The following is a 16,079-nucleotide window of genomic DNA, read 5'->3' as shown; positions in this document are numbered from 1 at the left end:
AGGCATGATAATAAACAGTTATCCTTTATTGGATAACCAAATCGCTATCCGATCATGCATCGATGGCTAATAAAAGTTCATGCCTGGGGTGTTTGTCGGTGAGGATCTGTTTTTGTTTTTCTCGGTTGACCTGGGTGTAGATTTGCGTGGTGGTAATGGAGCTGTGGCCGAGGAGCGATTGGATGTATTTGATATCCACGTCGTTTTCGAGCAGCAGGGTGGCGAAGGTATGCCGGAATACGTGCGGGGTAACGTGCTTTTCCAGTTGTGCGGCTGTGGTAAGTTTTTTAACGAGGTTCCGGATGGATTGGTCGGATAATTTCCGACCAAGGCGGTTGACCCAGAGGTAATCTTCACCGATCTTTTCTTTAAAAGTTTCAAAATAGGTATTCAGGATGCGGAAGGTTTCATCGTTGCAGATATAGGCGATTCTTTCTTTGTTGCCTTTGCCTCTGATGGTCATGCGGCCAGTTTTCAGGTTAAGGTCAGAGGCTTTGAGGTTAGCGATCTCGGATACGCGCGCGCCGGTGGCGAAAAGGAGTTCGACTACTGCGGCATCCCGGATCTTTTCGTCCCTGGCATAGGTTCCTTCGCGTGATGCGGTAAGTGCATGATACGCGCTCTGCAGGAATTGGCCGGTTTCTTTCTTGGTGAGTGCTTTGGGAAGCGTGAGCGGCTCTTTGATCTTCACTTTCATTTTCCGGAGCGGGTTGACGAGAATGTCGTCTTCGTATTCGAGATAATTGAAAAAGGCTTTTAGGGTGGCAATCTTCCGTTTGATGGTCTTGGGTTTCCACTGATAGAGTACCTTTAAGTAGGCTTTTAGGCAATGCTTGTCCACTTCGGCCACGAATTGGGGCAGTTTTTCAGTGATGAGGAAAGTACTGAACTGGGTCAGATCAATGGTGTAGAATTTAATGGTTTTTGCGCTTAGGTTTTTTTCATACCTGCAATGATTGAGGAATTCTGTTTGGGCTTGCTGGATAGTGAGCATGATGGGGCTTTGATTTGAGCACGGAAGATGCAACTAATCCTGCAGACCGCCGGTAGCTTGCGGTAATCGCCTTATCTCACCAGCCGGCAACAAGAACGGATCATTTTGTCGGCGTTTTGCAAGTTCTGTTTCACACGGCAGGCGTAACGTTTGATTATGTTTATTTTTGCGCTTTAATAAACATAGCTATGAATTACAACGTGGTGGCGCTGGAGATTTCCGACCTGATCGCCCATTTTACTTACTTTGACGGCCTGGTGTCGGATGCGATCAGCAAAAGCATGGGTTCCTCGGAGGAACAAACCAAAATAAGAAACAAGAGTAAGGATCACCTGGAGCAGTTTTTCGCAGGAACTGAGTTTTTTGACGGGCAGGGACAGGTGCTTCCGCTGACGAAGACCAAAGGGCTGATCATCGCGAAGCTGGAGGGCATGAAAAACAAAGAGGTTCATGAACTGGTGGAAAAACTGGAGAAGGATGCCAAAAAGATCAAAAAACTTTATTTGTCGCTTACGAAATAAAAAACAGTATCCTGCATCGGTAATTTGGTGATGGTGCCCGTCAATAGCCCAATTTTTTCAGATAGGCATTTTGCAGGTTGTTGGGACTGGGCAGCTCACGTGCGCATTTGGGGCAGATCGGCTCATAAGCGTAGTTTTTTCCAGGTACTGTAGGTGGTTTCTTCGGGCACATCGGTCGGGCTGGCAAACTCCAGCCGGTAAGTATCGGGATCTTTCAGGCTCACCACCCACAACCCGTTGCCGACAAAAGGCTCGGCGACTTCCAGGCCTTTTTCCACAAATTCGTGGTACAAGGCGAGCGCATCAGTACATTGGTAGGTGATCGTCACACCGCCGCCGAGGGGCCCGGATTGTTCTGCATTCAGTTTACGCAGCTGCTGGAGCATGACGGAAACTGCATCCCGTTCCAGCCGGCACCACTCGATCCGGCTGCGGGGTGTCCATTGCTTGGTTATTTTAAAACCGAGCCCTTCGCGGTAAAGACGCAGCGATGCTTCCATATCGGTCACCATAAAAAAGGGGACGGTGAGTTTAATATTTTGTTCCATTTTTTGTTCCTTCAGTTAAGTTTTAGCAGTGCTGTGATTTCATGATGGCCTTTGCGCTCCGCCTAGGCCAGCGGGGTGGCCCAGTCTGCGCCGGCATGCTTCGGGTTCGCGCCCTGTTCCAGCAGGTAACCTGCCATCTCCAGGTTTCCCCACCTGGCTGCCAGTCCCAAAGGGGTACTTTGGTATTCTTCTTCGACGGCATCGATCTCCGCGCCGTATTTTAAAAGCAATGCGGCTTTGGAGATGTCGCCGGCTATGGCCATGTCATGCAGAATGGTTACGTGGTGCCAGCTCATGGTATTGGGGTTCATGCCTTTTTGCATCATATAGGCGGCGCCGTCAGGATGTTCGAAATAATATTTCTGCGTCCACTTCAGGACGTCGGGTACCTTTGCGCCGTAGGCCATCAGAAGGTCTGCCATATCCCGGTGGTTGCGTTTAGCCGCAAAGAGCAGGATGCCTTCGCCCCAGAAGTAGGTTGGGTCTGCGGCGAACCCAGGGCTATCTTTTAGGATCAGTCCGGTGTATTCGAGGTCGTTTCGGTCTACAGCTTTTTCAAACTCGGTCTGCAGTTCGCTGCGCTCAAAAAAGATCCGGCCGTTTTCGCCCGAATAGCGTTGCCGTTCGGGATGAGCGGTGTAATCCTTTAACAGGTTTGTTATTGGAATAAAACCCCGGTCTTCTGCCAGGGTTTCCAGTTTTTCCCGGAAAGGATAAGTCCGGTAACCGGGGTCGTGCGCACCCTGTACCAACAGGTATTCGACGAGTGCGGTGTGCCCCTCGCGTACGGCGAAGTGAATGGGCGGAGTATAATTGTATTGGGCATACAACAGTCCGGGAGATTCGTGGGCGAGTGCTTTGACTTTGGTTAAATCGCCGTTCCGGCTGGCGAGTAAAATCTCCCATACTTTATCCGTGGTGGAAATTGCTTTATTGGCGATCTCCATGGGCAGGCCGAGCGTCAGTTCAAAGGGTTTGATCATAGCGGTTTAATCCTGGTTTGTTGCTTCAATAAATCCGAGATGGTAGCCATCCGGGTCGGCGATGTAGAACTCGCGGCCGTAGGGCATCTGCCGCAGGGCCTGGCTAATGTTTACGCCCCTGTTTCGGAGGGTCTGGTAAAGGCCTTCGATATCCGCTACGGTGAAAAACAGGTCGAGGTCTTCGGCATCGGTTCGCGGTTGAGGGACGCCTGTTTTGAGGTGTATGGTATGATCACCGTTAATGATGCCGGCGTAAAAATCTTCGTAACGGAAATCGATGATAAACCCAAGATTTGCCTGGTAGAAATCCAGCGCCCGTTCCAGGTCGGTCACCAGCAATTGGGGGCTCATTTGTTTGATCTTCATGCGTCTCACGTTAAGCTATGTATAAAGTTAAGGCCATTTTCCGGAAAACGAAACCCGGCGATGTCGATGTCCCGGGCTTTGTTTTTATGGTACGGTTCAGGCTGGCCTTGTTTGGTATTAAAGTTGCCCTATAAGGGTATGCGAAAAAAGATACTGGTGATCGAGGACGAACCCATCATCGCGGAGATGACGAGCATCCTGCTGGAGATCGAGGGGCATCAGGTGATCAGCCTGGCGGATACGGGCCGTGCAAGGCGGAAACTGCATGACCGGCAGGTTGACCTGGTAATGCTCGATCTTGGTTTGAAAGGGGAAAACGGGCAATCGATGTGTGCCTATATAAAAGGGCAGGATGACCTGAAACATATACCGGTGATCCTGGTTTCGGCGAACAGCGACCTGGAAAATATCAGGGCGGCCTGCGGTGCGGACGATCATATCGCCAAACCTTTCGATCTTCATGTTTTCATGGAGAAGGTGCAGCATTACGCGCGGCGCTGAACGGTTTCCAGCTCGGGGGATCGTTTTTTGATATAACATCGATGCTGACTGATCAGCTTCTCAGGATCCAGTGGTGACGCTGGCATCTCATGCAGCGGTATCTTTTTAAGGGTAACCAGCCTAATAAGGTCTTCATCAGCAGGGTGCGCGGCACGCGCTGCAGATCTGACCGGCGCGCACCGCAGCTGCAGGCTTTCTGATTTACTATTTCCGGGGTATTAATATGCTTCATGACCTTGAAAAAAACTTTTCATAGCTCATATCAAGGCTGAATTGGTGTCGTAAATATAGCTATTAGTTGTTAACATCCTGATGGGGCCGGGAATTTTTGTTTGGCTGGGATAGTTGCCGTCATTGGCAAACCTGCGGATCAAAGCTCAAATTTAACCCGGTCGAGATAGGGCGCGAGTTTTTTCAGGGACTGGAAACTGTGCAGCATGGTGATTTCGTTGGTGGCGCTGTCATACCAGAGTTCGACGTAAAAGCGATCAACACCGTAAAGGGCGATAGTCAGGCCGGCTTCCCTCCTGTCGGCGATAAAATTGCCCGACATGGCGGCTATCTCTTTTTCTTTGGGGCTGAGCGAATTGAATTCTTCTAAGGTCATCAGGCTAATTTAAGAGGTTTTGCTTAACTTAGCGCTAATGAGACATGCAATTGTCCCATTGTGATAAGGTTTAGGTTAAAGGGTCCCGGCGGCGAGCGTTTCGGGACCTTTTTATGATTTGAAATATAGCTGCGGGATTGTTCATAAACGGAGGTTTTGGTGAGGGATCCGGCGCATGTAAAATTGTCAAAAGATGAAACTGAGTAAAAAAGGACACCAGAGAGGAGATACGTTTCGGTTACAGCCCATCGCTGGGGATCAAAGGCTTTATCGGCAATACGACTGTTTCTGCAGATTCCCTGCGATTTCAGTTTCTTCTTACGTTGAAAAACCCGGAGTACGCGGACTATACGAATATTGACCTGCACCTGTATAAAGACGGACAGCAAACCGGTATCGTTGTCCACGGCTTGAAACCGGGACAGCTGAACAGCATGGTGCTCGATCTCCCGGCAACGGACGGCAGCGGCCAGACCAGTAATTACACGTTCAAGCTTAAAGATGTGGCGACTGGAACGTTTATCGCACAAAGCGGTTTCGGGATAGACACGTTCGGCCTGAACTTAGGCGATCCCAGCTACAACGGGCATTATTATATTGCCGCTATTAATGACGATGTCGGCGGGCCTGGTTTTTCGTTTATATCAGCCAACCTGATTGCGCTTTAATGCCGTGCCTGGGATGCTTAGAAACAGGTGGGTATTTAAGTTATGATCAATAAGCTGATAGGCCTCAACACGCTGCTGTTGTTCGTCTTTTCAATAGCAGTACGCTTTAAAAGGAAATATCCGCCAACGGGAGATCAACCGGTCGAAAAAACGCATTGGTCGCCGGAATACCGGCCAGATCTGGTTCCGGTAGCCTGATGGCGATGCTGGGCGGTATCGCTATCTGTATCGCGGCCTGGTGGCTGATTTTCAAATAATAGGGTTAAGCAGCGGCGCAATGCCGCTGCTTTTATTTGAACCTGGTTTTCAAAAGCCTGGAACCGGCCGAAACGCTGCTGCAATAAAACCAATGTAATAAAGCACGGAGCAGATTTTTCCCTGCTCCTAACAAACCGGGTTGAAAACCTGCAAATGAGGTTCGGAAGCCACGTATTCCTTTTTCCGCTATATGGATATGATTTTAATTAGCCAGCATGGACATCGTTAAAGAACCTACTTTCCCGTCTGCAGGTAGATCGCTATTCTTTTGAAAGCGTTTAACGGCGGTCTCTGTTTGCAAACCGAAATACCCGCTAACCGGTGAATGGTAGCCTTTGGCATTCAGTAAGCGCTGAAGTTCTTTTACGTCTGCACCTTTCAGGCCTTTATATAAAGTACGCTGGGTTACGGCACCATAAGCGGTATCCGCAACGATGGTGTTTGTGGTGGTTACTGGGCGGATAACTGGACGTGGCCTTACCACAGGTGGAGCTGGCGGCGTATAAGTCGGCGTACTGCTGACCGGTGGCGTGTAAGTTGGCGTATAACTGGGCGAGGAAGATGCATGGGATGCATGGGAAGCATGAGAAGCGTGGGATGCATGCGATGAATGTGAGGTGTGCATCATCATCAGGCTTCGCTCCGGGTTGCTGATATTGAGTTTGAGTACCAGCTTGGGCTTCAATGACCGCTTAGTATTGGCGATAATGGAATTTCCCGCAAGGGTCTCATTGGTATGTGCTACGGGATTGGCAGCGGCTTTACTCCCGGCCAATACGCCGACAGATGCCGCGAAAATGGAAAGGGTTTTTTTGGAAAGGCTGAACCAAGGTTTTTTGTTAGGCTGATCCATAGTTTTAATTAGGTTTGAGTGATAAATATAATGGTTTTTTATTCGGATTGATCATTTCTTATTTCGGCTGGCCAGGCGATAAACACCGTAGACGACGGCCCCGCCAACCAGCAGGCCACCCAGTCCGCTGCCGCCACCGGAGTAGCCGTTGTATCCGCCGGAAGAATGGGAGCTGTGCGAAGCATGGGAACTGTGTGAACTATGTGAGGAATGGGAGCTGTGCCCTGCCACGGTACTTCTGGAGGGATCAGCCGGGTTAAGCTTCAGGATCAGCTTGCGTCGCAGCAGTTTATTCCGGTTTATTCCGCGGTTGATATCGTCCTTGTTCAAAGTTAGCTGGTGCGGATCCGTCGCAACGGTTGCTCTACTGGTTAACACTGTTAACGAAGCGGCGGCGATTGCCAGCGACTTTTTAGTTAAGCTATTGAATCTGATTCTCCTATCCATTATCTTTTATTGAAACTGGAATTCGCTGATGGGCGAAATATTCCGGCTATACTTTTTTAAATTCCAGGTGAACAGTCCGCCGCAATCCTGGAGTTTGCTGCAATTCCTGCACTCGGGCAAATAATCGTTCTTCCAGTCTGAAATGGATTTCCGGGCGTAGCGCCATAGGTTCTCCGGTAAAATACACAGCTGGGAATTATAGATGGACACGTGCATCCCCTGCCCTGCCAGAAACTCAACAGCTTCGTCTAACTCGTTTTGATAATCATAGGGATCGATCCAAAGCTGGTCGATATTATGAGGCGTATAGCCGGTATATTCCAGGCCCATAAAAGTGACGTGTTCCGCAAAGGGCAGGTTTTTGAAAACATACTTGGCAAGCCGTGTAAGCCGCGGAATGGATTGCAGGTGTAAAACCACCCGGATTTCAATGCGGAGGTTATACCTGGCCAGGTTATGCAAGCCTAATATGGTTTGGTTAAAGGCATCTTTAGCCTGCACGATATAGTCGTGTACCTGGTAATAATCTGCGTACAGCGGTATGCCCAGCATCATCCGGGGGTTATTGACTTGTGCCAGGCGTTCGGCCATGTGTTCCCAGGCGAAGGAGCGTCCGTTGGTCAGGATATGGATTTCCGTATCCGGCAGTTCCCGGGTGATCAGTTCGAGTAATTGAAAAAACAATTCGCCCATTAACGTTGGCTCTCCCCCGGAGATGGTCAGTTCCACGCAGTCTTTGGGAATCAGCGGAATTACCTTACAGTAGAGTGCATACAGATAAGGGATATCGTTTTTATCCTTTGGTGGTTGTGAACACATCAGGCAATTGCTGTTACAGCGCTCTGTCGCGAGAATGGTGTTATAGAAGGAGTTTACGCGGTAAAGCGTGCGGATATTGCCGTCAACGCCAACAGAGACGATATCGCCTTCCTGCAGGTGGGCTAGCGAGGGGATATTGAATACATAAGCCATATCTGATTTATCGGTCGCACAGGACGCGCTGCAATCCAGGACAGCTAAATAGTTTTCTCCCAACCGGGTTACTTCCTGGCTATCGGCGATATAAATAAGGTTATCGCCCACGTTTTTGGCATCGCGTGTTATCCTGCCTACGATAACATCCTGGATATGAACGGGTGTTCCTTTTGCTCTAAAGATCATGTGTTCGGGTTTTGGCGGATCCAGCTTTCAAATATTTTTCTGATGGATTGATCATTTTCCATCAGTTCGATCAGGTAACGGATCAGTTCCATGTTTTTATGGCAGAATGTGCTTGTTGGCCGGTATCCCCAGATGTCTCCCTGGGTGGCGTAATTATGGATGGGGTCTGAACCGCAATAGGCTTGAAAAGCGCATTCTGAACAGCCCGGCAAGGATTCGTTGGTCAACACTTCGCTCAGTTCCTGGGCTTTTTCTCCATAAAATATATCCTGGTAGGAAGAATGATCCAGATGGCCTAATTTAAAGGTATAGTCTTTGGACTCAGCCAGCATCCTGCTTTCATCGCTGGCATAGACCGCCCCGTCGTAATTGAACAGCACCACATTGGTGATCGCACCGGCCGGCGAATTCAAATCGACGTAGCCAACTGGAAAAGGGGTTAGTATTTTTTTGAGTATGATCGTCGCGTATTCTTCTTTAAAAAAAATACCGCGCTTATTGTAGGCGATAATATGTTGCAAAGCCGTTTTATAGAAATCAATAAACTTATCGGTATCATACTTATTCTTCTTTTCGTTTTTCAGGGCAAAACCGTAAGGGGAAATCGGCCGCAGAAATATGCTGCGAAAACCCTGCCGGTGGTACTCATCGACGATCTCCAGGGGATGATTCAGGGAAAGGTTGGTGGTCGTCATTAATGCGGAAATACTATCGTTTCCCAGTACCTCACGTGTCATTTCAATACCCTTCACCGTCAATTCGTAACTATTATTTCCGGGACGGCGGCGGTTCTGGTTATGAATAAAACCGGGGCCGTCGAGCGAAGTAGAAAGTAGTACGTCATTTTGTTTACAATAGGCCAATATATTTCCATCTAAAACGGCCAGGTTGGTGCAAATGACGTAGGTGACCTGCTTGTTCTTTTCAGCGGCCAGCCGCTTTGTCCGTTCTATGGCGTAAACGATTTTATCAAAGGCGAGCAACGCCTCCCCGCCCTGGAATTCCATCGTCAGATGAGGGTTGGGCGACTGCAGCATCAGATCTATTCCTTTATCGATATGATCTGCGGACATATCGAACATATCCTTATCGGAGGTAACCCTGGAAACCTGGCAATAATGACAGGTATGCTCGCACCTCAAAGTGATTACAAACAAGTGCAGGCTGGTAAAACCATCCAAAAATGATTTCTTGGTACGATATCTGGTCGCGAGTACATCGATCAGGGGCGGGACGGCTTCTTCGGAAATAAAAAAGCCGGCGATCAGGTCGCCGTAAAGATCCGGCTCCAGGTTTTTATCTAATTGGTGCCCGATAATCCTGGCCACTGTGCCGGTCGCAACCACCAGGTAATCGCCCACTTCGCTGACGATTACTTCCTGTTCTTCGTTCAGCCGGTGAAAACGGAACGGCATTAAAAAATATTCGGTTGAATCCTGCCCTCGGTAGTAATCCAATTCCTTGAATTTCCGGTTGGCTTTAACCTGCGCAATCGCTTCCATGATCCATTCTTTTTTTAATTAACAGCTTCAATTTTCCTCTTTTTTCGAGGTTGTCAGGATGCTTGCATACCTTAAATTCATAAAATAAGACCTCCTGGCCTTTTATCAATGTCTCGATTTCACGGCTATTGGGTAAAACCTCGAAGTTCCGCCCCTGGCAACCTGGTGTTTCCACCAGCAGTAAAGCTTCGTCGCTCATATTCATCAGCCAGTTTTTAATCAGATCCGGATGATAAAAATGAATATTACAGATCAATTGAACTTTCCCGGTTTCCTGAACGGGTTTACTTAAAATATTAGCGTGATATAGTTCAATTTTTGCGGGAACGGGGAATTCCTGCGCATTTAACCGGATCGCCTGCAGATAATCGGCATTGATATCAACCGCCATTATCTTACTAAAATGACCTGCCAGAAAAAAGGTATTTCTCCCGTTTCCGCAGGGTATGTCCAGGCACATCGAATCTTTTAATACCGCTCCATATTTACCGATCACCATTTTTAAGAAAGGAGATACGTATTTATTTTCTTTATCGATAAGCGGATGAAGCTCCATTATAATTTGACATCATATCCTACGGGATCGGATATTTCGCCCGGCGGCAATTCATCATACTCCCCGTTGGAAAAAGCTTTCGCGATCAAAAGATCCCTTACGTTTTGGGTTTCCTTGGTGACGATATCACGTAAATTAAAATCGACCAGATCTCTTTCCAGTTTTTGCAGGTACAAATCCAGTTCAGATACTTCTTTGATTTGACCGGCGGCGGCAGTCAAGGTGATCTGGTAATATGCGTCTACGCTGGTAACCGAAGTATGGAATTTATCGCCATACCAATACAGGCATTTAAAAACGGCATCTTTACTGTACAACGCGGTGTCGGCGTAAACGATAATTTCATTTCCCGCAACATGATTTTTATAAATCATAAGTATTACTGGTGTCTTGAATGATGCGAGGCGTGGGAGGCATGGGAACTGTGAGAAGCATGCGATGCGTGGTTAGTTAGCGTGAACGGGGCATGCTGATCTCCGAAGTTTAGTTTTAAGACAGGCATGGTTTTCATCTTTTTCCCGACTACGGACAACCGGGATTCTGCAAAAACCAAACTTTGGGCTTGTTTGAGGCTTCTCATATCAATAAGGTTTAATAATTAAATATATAATAAATATATTGGTAAAACCTAATTAATATAAAATATCTATATCCCGGATCTATAGTTAGCCTACTGACGCTGGTTTTTGGGTTAACTATTTATTCCATTCATCAAGTTTGCCGGAATAATCCCGTTTCTTGGTCCATATATTGTCGGCAGCCCCTGCTCTTTTGCTCCTGGCAGATATCAAAAAATGATTTCACTTTTGCAACTACTAATTTTTTTAGCATAAATTTGCGGATATAAACGGGCGATTATGGAGTACGAAGTATCAACAACTGGTGGCGTAACGCTCATTACCAGGCAGGAGGAGGGGCTTGAAGTCCGGGTCAGCGAATTGAAAAAAGATGAGTCTACGGCAGGTTTGGCCTGTTGCTTAGGTACTTTGTACCGGGTTAAGGGTGGTTTTGTACCCCAGCAGATATTTTTATTTGTGGCCGGCCGAATGCCTTTGGGGGATGCCGGTCTGGTGGAACTGAAAAAGGTGGCCGATTTCTTTTTCAGGACGATCCTGGGAACGGAATTATATGTCAAAGAGGTGCCGCCGGACTCGGCTTTGTTCGGGCAGGAGGCCTTGCGTTTATACGGAAAAGTTGAAGAGGAAATGCATGATGGAACAGTTGGGGCTTTTTGCGGAAGCCGGGCAGAGTAAAGGGTTGCCTGTGGATCTGCTGGAATACCGGCCGGGTTTGATCGGGGTGACAGAAGGCGACGCTTTACTGGCGCGGCTTATCCGGGATACGCCCTGGAGGCAGACGAAACAGAAAATGTGGGACAAGGAATACCTGACGCCGAGGCTAACCTGCTGGTACGGAGATGCGGAACGGATTGCGGGCATGCTGCCCTGGACGCCGGAGCTTTTGGCGATACGCAAACTGGTGGAGCCGATGGCGGGGATCGGTTTCAATAGCGTGCTGCTGAACTACTACCGGGACGGGAACGATTCGGTGGCCTGGCACAGCGACAAGGAAAGCATTATGGGCAGTCAGCCGGTGATCGCTTCGGTGAGTTTCGGGGCGGTGCGGAGTTTTGATATCCGGAATAAGGCTGACCATGCTTTGCGTTATTCGGTCAGGCTGGAGCATGGCTCGTTTCTGCTGATGAAAAGCGGCTTGCAGGAGCACTGGGAGCACAGGATCGCCAAATCGGTTAAGCCGCTGAAAGCGAGGGTGAACCTGACTTTTCGTTTAGTTATCTGAGATTTTTACAACACTTAATTATATTAGCCTGATGAAAAAATGGTCTGTTTTATGTTTGATGGGTACCGCTTTGGTACTGATTTCCTGGGGTTTTAAAGGCCACCGCGCGGTGGCGACGATTGCGCAGAAACACCTGACGAGCAATACGGCGTACGTAGTATCGGCTTATCTTAAGGGGGAAAGCATGTCGGATGTGGCAACCTGGGCGGATGAGAACCGGAACCCGAAGACGGCACCCTGGCATTTCCTGAACCTGCCTTTGGGACTGACGCACGACGCTTTTGTGAAAGCGGTTACGGAGAGTGATAATAATGTGTATACGGCGATTCTGAAAACGGAAGCGCAGCTGAAAGATCAAAGTTTGGATGCGGATCAGAAGAACGAGGCATTGAAATACCTGATCCACCTGGTGGGCGACGCGCATCAGCCGATGCATGTCAGCCGGAAGGAGGATAAAGGCGGCAATACGATCCAACTGCGTTTTGATAATAAGGGCACGAACCTGCACAGCCTTTGGGACAGCAAGCTGATCGATCATGAGAACCTGAACGAAGTGGACATCGCTAAAAATTATGATACGGCTACGCCGGCACAGATCAAACAATGGCAGGCGGACAGCCCGATGGAATGGATCTGGGAAAGCTACCAGGTGAGCAGCGAGCTGTATGCGCAGGTTAAACCGGGGCAGGATATCGACGAGGCTTATTACCAGAAATATATCCCGGTGATCCGCAAGCGGGTTGACCAGGCGGGGATCCGACTGGCGGGTGAGCTGAACCGCTTGTTTAACAGCGCGAAAGCGCCCGCTGTTTCGGTTGCTGCTGTGCCTGCAGCGATACCTGCGACGACGCCGGCTGTTGTTATAGCGGTTAAACTGGAAGATACTAAAAATGCTATCGGCAAGACGGTGAGCACGCAGGGTAAGGTTTACAGTACGAAGGATATCAAGAGCATGGTTTTGGTGAATCTGGGGGCCGCCTACCCTAACCAGTTATTGACGGTAGCGCTGAAAGGCAAAGCCAAAACATTGCAGCTGGAAGGCAAAACGATCACGGTGGAAGGCGAAGTGGTCGATTACCAGGGTAAACCGGAGATTGTGGTAACCGATCCAGCCAAAATTAAATTCTAAGGATGATCGAGCCTTTTATTTTACCAGTGGTTTACCAGGGTACGGAGCACGAGTTTAAGGCCCGGTTCGAGCGGCTGGGTTATACGCACCGGATCCTGGTGCTGATCGGTGAGGATACGGTCACTTTCGAGCCGGACGAAGAGGGCCAATACCGGGCCTTAGCAAGCGGTGCTGTGGATCCGGGTATACTGCGGATGGTGGCGGAAAAGCTGGTACAGCTGAGTGATTAGGTTTTTGATGACACTTCTTCTCCCTATGAGCGCCGATTAAATAGCTGTCCAGCAGCACCTATTGATCTGTCCGAACTTATGGCCGCCTGTTATGATCACCGGCCGCCTGCTGGCCCAGTTTCCGAAAAACGGCTGCGTGGAGGAATAAAATAGTAGCCGGTGCGAATACCGGGAACCAGACGAAGGGAAAGATGGCCATTTCGCGGAGATTGCCGCCCGAGCCAGTGAGTACGGCAACAGTGAGCAGGTCGATGATATCCATGATCCCGAAAATATTCCAGAGATAAACAGCCAGTTTCCAGCCGCGCTGTTGCCTGGAGGCCATGCGGGCCACCGGGTAGGCAAAGAGTGCTGTGATGATATCTCCAAGGCCGGCAAACAGCCCGAACCGGGCTGGCAGAACGCGGTAGCTTAAAAGGATAAGGAAGAATACGCCTACCACGCGGAAGATATGTACGCGGATGAGCGCTTCCAGCGGGATCGACTGCAGGAGGCGTTTGTACAAAGGTAAATTACCGATAATGGCGAACAGGATGACCATTAAGGGTATTCCGGCCCAAACCAGGGCCCTGGGCGGCAGGGCATTGACATCGAGCACGCCATTCAATGCGAGCATGGATGCATAAAGGAGATACAGGACAGAAAAGCCGAAAATGCCGAACCGGATGTTCCGGGCCTGGTGTTGTGCCAGGCCTGCGTTTAGCGCGGCCTGCCGGGCCGTCCGGGTGATAAAAAAGACGGAATAAAGGAATACGGGTATAAAAACAATGACGGCCCACAGTGGGGCGGCGGATACATAATGTGCCATGGTGTTAGAATTTAAAGACGCAAAGCAAGTGCAATCGGCAGACTTTACACTTGACATAGGAGAAGAAATGACGGGCTACTTTTTGCTGTATTCCTTCCGGATCCGGCTTAGCGAAGTATCGGCTATGCCGAGGTAAGAGGCGATATATTTTAAAGGGACCTGCTGCAGGATTTCCGGATGCGCCTGGATGAGGTCTGCATAACGTTTCTCCGCGGGTTCCTGAAGATTGGAAAGCATTCTTTCCTTCAGCAGGCTGTATTGCTGGACAATATTCAGGCGGCCGAATTCACGGAACTCGGGCACGGCGTGAAAACTGGCCTGCATATCTTCGTAAGAAATGCACCAGGTCCGGCAATCTGTAATGGCCTGTATGTATTCTTTCGCAGGTGTTCTTTTAAAAAACGAGAGCAGGTCGGTCGCATACCCGTTCGTGGTAAAAAAAGCAGTGGTCACCTCGTTACCGTTCAGGTCATAAGCGTAGGAACGCAAAATGCCACTGGCCACGAAATGCGAGACATTGCATATCGTGCCCGGTTTCAGCAAATAATCATTACGGCCGATCGTTGCAGGCCGGAAACGTTCGGCAACCTGTTCGGCCCTGCCCGGACTCATGGGCAAAACCTGTTGTATAAATCCGGTTAAATGATCTTTATGCATGAATGCTGTATGGCCGGTACAAATATAACCGGATTAACAGGAAAGCAGCTATCGGGAAATGTAAGCCGGCGAGCGATGTTAAACCTCAATAAGCTTAAGTAAGATAAATTTAGAAATACCCGTCCGCTGCACATTCAACCAAAAAGGGTTCTCAGCGCATCGTATCTGCTGAACGGTCAATGAATATAACCACGTTTTAAATGGCCTTTGCAAACCGGCTTTACAACCGGTTAGCGTGATCTCGGCTTAAGATCTGTGTGTTCTATTGGGGATGGCATTTTAAAATCTTTCCACACACCTGTGCAAAATTATTTATAAACAATTGTTTTAATTGCTAACATTTTTAGCATTATGTTTGTAATTGTTTATGATGATGTTTGAATTCCATATCGATGTGGCGCTGGGGCCGGGCATGACACGTATCCAGGTGGAGACTGTGGAGCCTGGCGGCTGGGATATGCCCGGCTGCCCGCAGTTCGTCATCGAATATTTTAACGGGGAGCATTTCCTGAGGCTGACTTTGCAGCTGGAGGGAGGTACCTGGTACGACCGGAACACACGCCTGCCGGAAGATGATTTCTTCCTGCGCTATCTGGAACTGGGGCCGGAACAAGCCTGGGACCCGCACTACGAAAGCCCTTTAAGCCCTGCGGAACTAAAGCTGATCGGTCACCGGATCAGCGCTTACATGATCGTCGCGCTTCAGGATTATATGGGTTTGTTCATCCCGCAATACCCGGCACCGGCTTTAAACTGATGAACATGGAAAGCAAACAACAAGTCATCAGCAAGCTTAAGCAGGATCTGCTGCAATGGGAAGGTTATAAAGCCCCTGTTGCCGGCCAGCGGGGTCAATTGGGTTTAGGCCCTGTTGAAAATGCCTTCCCTAACCGCGTATTTCCAAAAAGCTGCGTACATGAACTGGTTTGCGCGAATACGGAACAGGCCGCGGCTTCGGCGGGACTGGTAACCGCGATCATCTCCAAACTGGTTCAGCAAGGCGGCGTCTGCGTATGGATCGGGCGGGAACGGCGCATGTTCGCACCGGCGCTGGCTGCCTTCGGCGTAGCGCCGCACCAGGTCATTTTTATCAGTTTGCGTCAGGATAAGGACGCGTTGTGGGTGATGGAAGAAGCGCTGAAATGCTCGGGACTGACTGCCGTCGTGTGCGAACTCCGGGAAATGGATTTTAAGCAATCCCGCCGGTTCCAGCTGGCGGTTGAAAACAGCCGCGTGACGGGATTTGTACTGCGCAATTGCGTTAAACTGGCTGCGACCGCCTGCGCGTCGCGCCTGCAGGTCAGGTCGTTACCGAGTACGGAGCTGAACGGCCTGCCGGGTATCGGTTTTTTACGCTGGCAGGTAGACCTTTTAAAAGTGCGTAACGGGCATACGGGGTGCTGGCAGCTGGAATGGCAGGAAGGCAATTTCGTGCCGGTTGAAAGGGATTTGATTCCGGAAGAAAGGCAGGTGGGTTGAGCGATGCAAAA

Annotated in this window: 23 protein-coding genes; 10 read left to right on the top strand and 13 right to left on the bottom strand. The window is 49.3% G+C overall.

Going from position 1 to position 16,079, the window contains the following annotated elements; genetic code table 11:
- Positions 1-52: 52 nt before the first annotated feature.
- Positions 53-994 (bottom strand): tyrosine-type recombinase/integrase, encoded by a 942-nt coding sequence (locus ACFFGT_RS05045; RefSeq protein ID WP_377021418.1) that lies wholly within the window; start codon positions 992-994, stop codon positions 53-55.
- A 188-nt stretch (positions 995-1,182) separates the two neighbouring features.
- Here ACFFGT_RS05045 and ACFFGT_RS05040 point away from each other — a divergent pair, with 188 nt between their 5' ends.
- Positions 1,183-1,515, top strand: a complete 333-nt coding sequence (locus tag ACFFGT_RS05040; RefSeq protein WP_377021417.1) for a hypothetical protein — start codon at positions 1,183-1,185, stop codon at positions 1,513-1,515.
- Between the two features lie 122 nt (positions 1,516-1,637).
- Here the strand turns inward: ACFFGT_RS05040 and ACFFGT_RS05035 are convergent, their stop codons facing one another.
- The 3 genes from ACFFGT_RS05035 to ACFFGT_RS05025 form a co-directional block, all read right to left on the bottom strand.
- A complete protein-coding gene (locus tag ACFFGT_RS05035) occupies positions 1,638-2,063 on the bottom strand; it encodes a VOC family protein (protein ID WP_377021416.1) in 426 nt (141 codons plus the stop codon).
- A gap of 62 nt (positions 2,064-2,125) precedes the next feature.
- Complete coding sequence (locus ACFFGT_RS05030; RefSeq protein WP_377021415.1) at positions 2,126-3,046, bottom strand: ankyrin repeat domain-containing protein; 921 nt, start codon at positions 3,044-3,046, stop codon at positions 2,126-2,128.
- Between the two features lie 6 nt (positions 3,047-3,052).
- Positions 3,053-3,412, bottom strand: a complete 360-nt coding sequence (locus ACFFGT_RS05025) for a VOC family protein (RefSeq protein WP_377021414.1) — start codon at positions 3,410-3,412, stop codon at positions 3,053-3,055.
- A gap of 60 nt (positions 3,413-3,472) precedes the next feature.
- Here ACFFGT_RS05025 and ACFFGT_RS05020 point away from each other — a divergent pair, with 60 nt between their 5' ends.
- Complete coding sequence (locus ACFFGT_RS05020; RefSeq protein WP_377021413.1) at positions 3,473-3,913, top strand: response regulator transcription factor; 441 nt, start codon at positions 3,473-3,475, stop codon at positions 3,911-3,913.
- 370 nt (positions 3,914-4,283) lie between these two features.
- Here the strand turns inward: ACFFGT_RS05020 and ACFFGT_RS05015 are convergent, their stop codons facing one another.
- A complete protein-coding gene (locus tag ACFFGT_RS05015) occupies positions 4,284-4,520 on the bottom strand; it encodes a hypothetical protein (RefSeq protein WP_377021412.1) in 237 nt (78 codons plus the stop codon).
- A gap of 323 nt (positions 4,521-4,843) precedes the next feature.
- Here ACFFGT_RS05015 and ACFFGT_RS05010 point away from each other — a divergent pair, with 323 nt between their 5' ends.
- Together ACFFGT_RS05010 and ACFFGT_RS05005 are read left to right on the top strand one after the other, a co-directional pair.
- On the top strand, positions 4,844-5,188 hold the full coding sequence (locus ACFFGT_RS05010) for a hypothetical protein (protein ID WP_377021411.1): 345 nt from the start codon (positions 4,844-4,846) through the stop codon (positions 5,186-5,188).
- A gap of 42 nt (positions 5,189-5,230) precedes the next feature.
- On the top strand, positions 5,231-5,386 hold the full coding sequence (locus ACFFGT_RS05005) for a hypothetical protein (RefSeq protein ID WP_377021410.1): 156 nt from the start codon (positions 5,231-5,233) through the stop codon (positions 5,384-5,386).
- 262 nt (positions 5,387-5,648) lie between these two features.
- Here the strand turns inward: ACFFGT_RS05005 and ACFFGT_RS05000 are convergent, their stop codons facing one another.
- The 6 genes from ACFFGT_RS05000 to hxsD are packed head-to-tail and all read right to left on the bottom strand — an operon-like array spanning position 5,649 to position 10,339.
- Positions 5,649-6,299: a peptidoglycan-binding domain-containing protein gene (locus ACFFGT_RS05000; RefSeq protein ID WP_377021409.1), complete on the bottom strand. Its 651-nt coding sequence runs from the start codon at positions 6,297-6,299 to the stop codon at positions 5,649-5,651.
- Positions 6,300-6,350: 51 nt separating this feature from the next.
- Positions 6,351-6,746, bottom strand: a complete 396-nt coding sequence (locus ACFFGT_RS04995; RefSeq protein WP_377021408.1) for a hypothetical protein — start codon at positions 6,744-6,746, stop codon at positions 6,351-6,353.
- Between the two features lie 6 nt (positions 6,747-6,752).
- Positions 6,753-7,907, bottom strand: coding sequence for a His-Xaa-Ser system radical SAM maturase HxsC (gene hxsC / locus ACFFGT_RS04990; RefSeq protein ID WP_377021407.1), 1,155 nt, complete (start codon positions 7,905-7,907; stop codon positions 6,753-6,755).
- Positions 7,904-9,409, bottom strand: coding sequence for a His-Xaa-Ser system radical SAM maturase HxsB (hxsB, locus tag ACFFGT_RS04985; protein WP_377021406.1), 1,506 nt, complete (start codon positions 9,407-9,409; stop codon positions 7,904-7,906). The genes hxsC and hxsB overlap by 4 nt, the downstream gene beginning before the upstream one ends.
- Positions 9,387-9,965 carry a class I SAM-dependent methyltransferase gene (locus tag ACFFGT_RS04980; protein WP_377021405.1) on the bottom strand — a complete coding sequence of 193 codons (579 nt, stop codon included), beginning with the start codon at positions 9,963-9,965 and terminating at the stop codon, positions 9,387-9,389. The genes hxsB and ACFFGT_RS04980 overlap by 23 nt, the downstream gene beginning before the upstream one ends.
- A complete protein-coding gene (gene hxsD / locus ACFFGT_RS04975) occupies positions 9,965-10,339 on the bottom strand; it encodes a His-Xaa-Ser system protein HxsD (RefSeq protein WP_377021404.1) in 375 nt (124 codons plus the stop codon). The genes ACFFGT_RS04980 and hxsD overlap by 1 nt, the downstream gene beginning before the upstream one ends.
- A 483-nt stretch (positions 10,340-10,822) precedes the next feature.
- On the opposite strand from hxsD, the gene ACFFGT_RS04970 reads away from it, so the two are divergent.
- The 4 genes from ACFFGT_RS04970 to ACFFGT_RS04955 are packed head-to-tail and all read left to right on the top strand — an operon-like array spanning position 10,823 to position 13,124.
- Positions 10,823-11,218: a hypothetical protein gene (locus tag ACFFGT_RS04970; protein ID WP_377021403.1), complete on the top strand. Its 396-nt coding sequence runs from the start codon at positions 10,823-10,825 to the stop codon at positions 11,216-11,218.
- Positions 11,175-11,765 (top strand): alpha-ketoglutarate-dependent dioxygenase AlkB family protein, encoded by a 591-nt coding sequence (locus ACFFGT_RS04965; protein WP_377021402.1) that lies wholly within the window; start codon positions 11,175-11,177, stop codon positions 11,763-11,765. The genes ACFFGT_RS04970 and ACFFGT_RS04965 overlap by 44 nt, the downstream gene beginning before the upstream one ends.
- Before the next feature lie 31 nt (positions 11,766-11,796).
- Positions 11,797-12,894 carry a S1/P1 nuclease gene (locus ACFFGT_RS04960; protein WP_377021401.1) on the top strand — a complete coding sequence of 366 codons (1,098 nt, stop codon included), beginning with the start codon at positions 11,797-11,799 and terminating at the stop codon, positions 12,892-12,894.
- A 2-nt stretch (positions 12,895-12,896) separates the two neighbouring features.
- Complete coding sequence (locus ACFFGT_RS04955) at positions 12,897-13,124, top strand: hypothetical protein (protein WP_377021400.1); 228 nt, start codon at positions 12,897-12,899, stop codon at positions 13,122-13,124.
- 76 nt (positions 13,125-13,200) lie between these two features.
- On the opposite strand, the gene ACFFGT_RS04950 is transcribed toward ACFFGT_RS04955, so the two are convergent.
- A complete protein-coding gene (locus ACFFGT_RS04950) occupies positions 13,201-13,932 on the bottom strand; it encodes a DUF8737 domain-containing protein (protein ID WP_377021399.1) in 732 nt (243 codons plus the stop codon).
- A gap of 75 nt (positions 13,933-14,007) precedes the next feature.
- Entirely contained in the window at positions 14,008-14,589 is a 582-nt protein-coding gene (locus ACFFGT_RS04945) for a Crp/Fnr family transcriptional regulator (protein WP_377021398.1), read from the bottom strand.
- A 412-nt stretch (positions 14,590-15,001) separates the two neighbouring features.
- Between ACFFGT_RS04945 and ACFFGT_RS04940 the strand changes: the two genes are divergently transcribed.
- Complete coding sequence (locus ACFFGT_RS04940; protein WP_377021397.1) at positions 15,002-15,346, top strand: hypothetical protein; 345 nt, start codon at positions 15,002-15,004, stop codon at positions 15,344-15,346.
- 5 nt (positions 15,347-15,351) lie between these two features.
- Complete coding sequence (locus ACFFGT_RS04935) at positions 15,352-16,068, top strand: ImuA family protein (RefSeq protein WP_377021396.1); 717 nt, start codon at positions 15,352-15,354, stop codon at positions 16,066-16,068.
- Positions 16,069-16,079 lie beyond the last annotated feature (11 nt).

This window comes from Mucilaginibacter angelicae, from assembly GCF_042434235.1.
In the GTDB taxonomy this organism is placed as follows: domain Bacteria; phylum Bacteroidota; class Bacteroidia; order Sphingobacteriales; family Sphingobacteriaceae; genus Mucilaginibacter; species Mucilaginibacter angelicae.
Note: the sequence above shows the minus strand (reverse complement) of the source record. Positions and strands in the feature narration are given on the sequence as shown.

Bases quoted from the DNA above. Each gene is read 5' to 3' on its own strand.
- ACFFGT_RS04965 (WP_377021402.1), top strand. From the start codon at position 11,175: ATGATGGAACAGTTGGGGCTTTTTGCGGAAGCCGGGCAGAGTAAAGGG.
- ACFFGT_RS04980 (WP_377021405.1), bottom strand. From the start codon at position 9,965: ATGGAGCTTCATCCGCTTATCGATAAAGAAAATAAATACGTATCTCCT.
- ACFFGT_RS04970 (WP_377021403.1), top strand. From the start codon at position 10,823: ATGGAGTACGAAGTATCAACAACTGGTGGCGTAACGCTCATTACCAGG.
- ACFFGT_RS04995 (WP_377021408.1), bottom strand. From the start codon at position 6,746: ATGGATAGGAGAATCAGATTCAATAGCTTAACTAAAAAGTCGCTGGCA.
- ACFFGT_RS05045 (WP_377021418.1), bottom strand. From the start codon at position 994: ATGCTCACTATCCAGCAAGCCCAAACAGAATTCCTCAATCATTGCAGG.
- ACFFGT_RS05040 (WP_377021417.1), top strand. From the start codon at position 1,183: ATGAATTACAACGTGGTGGCGCTGGAGATTTCCGACCTGATCGCCCAT.
- ACFFGT_RS05020 (WP_377021413.1), top strand. From the start codon at position 3,473: ATGTCGATGTCCCGGGCTTTGTTTTTATGGTACGGTTCAGGCTGGCCT.
- ACFFGT_RS05005 (WP_377021410.1), top strand. From the start codon at position 5,231: ATGATCAATAAGCTGATAGGCCTCAACACGCTGCTGTTGTTCGTCTTT.
- ACFFGT_RS04955 (WP_377021400.1), top strand. From the start codon at position 12,897: ATGATCGAGCCTTTTATTTTACCAGTGGTTTACCAGGGTACGGAGCAC.
- ACFFGT_RS04935 (WP_377021396.1), top strand. From the start codon at position 15,352: ATGGAAAGCAAACAACAAGTCATCAGCAAGCTTAAGCAGGATCTGCTG.
- ACFFGT_RS04940 (WP_377021397.1), top strand. From the start codon at position 15,002: ATGACACGTATCCAGGTGGAGACTGTGGAGCCTGGCGGCTGGGATATG.
- ACFFGT_RS05015 (WP_377021412.1), bottom strand. From the start codon at position 4,520: ATGACCTTAGAAGAATTCAATTCGCTCAGCCCCAAAGAAAAAGAGATA.
- hxsD (WP_377021404.1), bottom strand. From the start codon at position 10,339: ATGATTTATAAAAATCATGTTGCGGGAAATGAAATTATCGTTTACGCC.
- ACFFGT_RS04945 (WP_377021398.1), bottom strand. From the start codon at position 14,589: ATGCATAAAGATCATTTAACCGGATTTATACAACAGGTTTTGCCCATG.
- hxsB (WP_377021406.1), bottom strand. From the start codon at position 9,409: ATGGAAGCGATTGCGCAGGTTAAAGCCAACCGGAAATTCAAGGAATTG.
- ACFFGT_RS05025 (WP_377021414.1), bottom strand. From the start codon at position 3,412: ATGAAGATCAAACAAATGAGCCCCCAATTGCTGGTGACCGACCTGGAA.
- hxsC (WP_377021407.1), bottom strand. From the start codon at position 7,907: ATGATCTTTAGAGCAAAAGGAACACCCGTTCATATCCAGGATGTTATC.
- ACFFGT_RS05035 (WP_377021416.1), bottom strand. From the start codon at position 2,063: ATGGAACAAAATATTAAACTCACCGTCCCCTTTTTTATGGTGACCGAT.
- ACFFGT_RS04950 (WP_377021399.1), bottom strand. From the start codon at position 13,932: ATGGCACATTATGTATCCGCCGCCCCACTGTGGGCCGTCATTGTTTTT.
- ACFFGT_RS05000 (WP_377021409.1), bottom strand. From the start codon at position 6,299: ATGGATCAGCCTAACAAAAAACCTTGGTTCAGCCTTTCCAAAAAAACC.
- ACFFGT_RS05030 (WP_377021415.1), bottom strand. From the start codon at position 3,046: ATGATCAAACCCTTTGAACTGACGCTCGGCCTGCCCATGGAGATCGCC.
- ACFFGT_RS04960 (WP_377021401.1), top strand. From the start codon at position 11,797: ATGAAAAAATGGTCTGTTTTATGTTTGATGGGTACCGCTTTGGTACTG.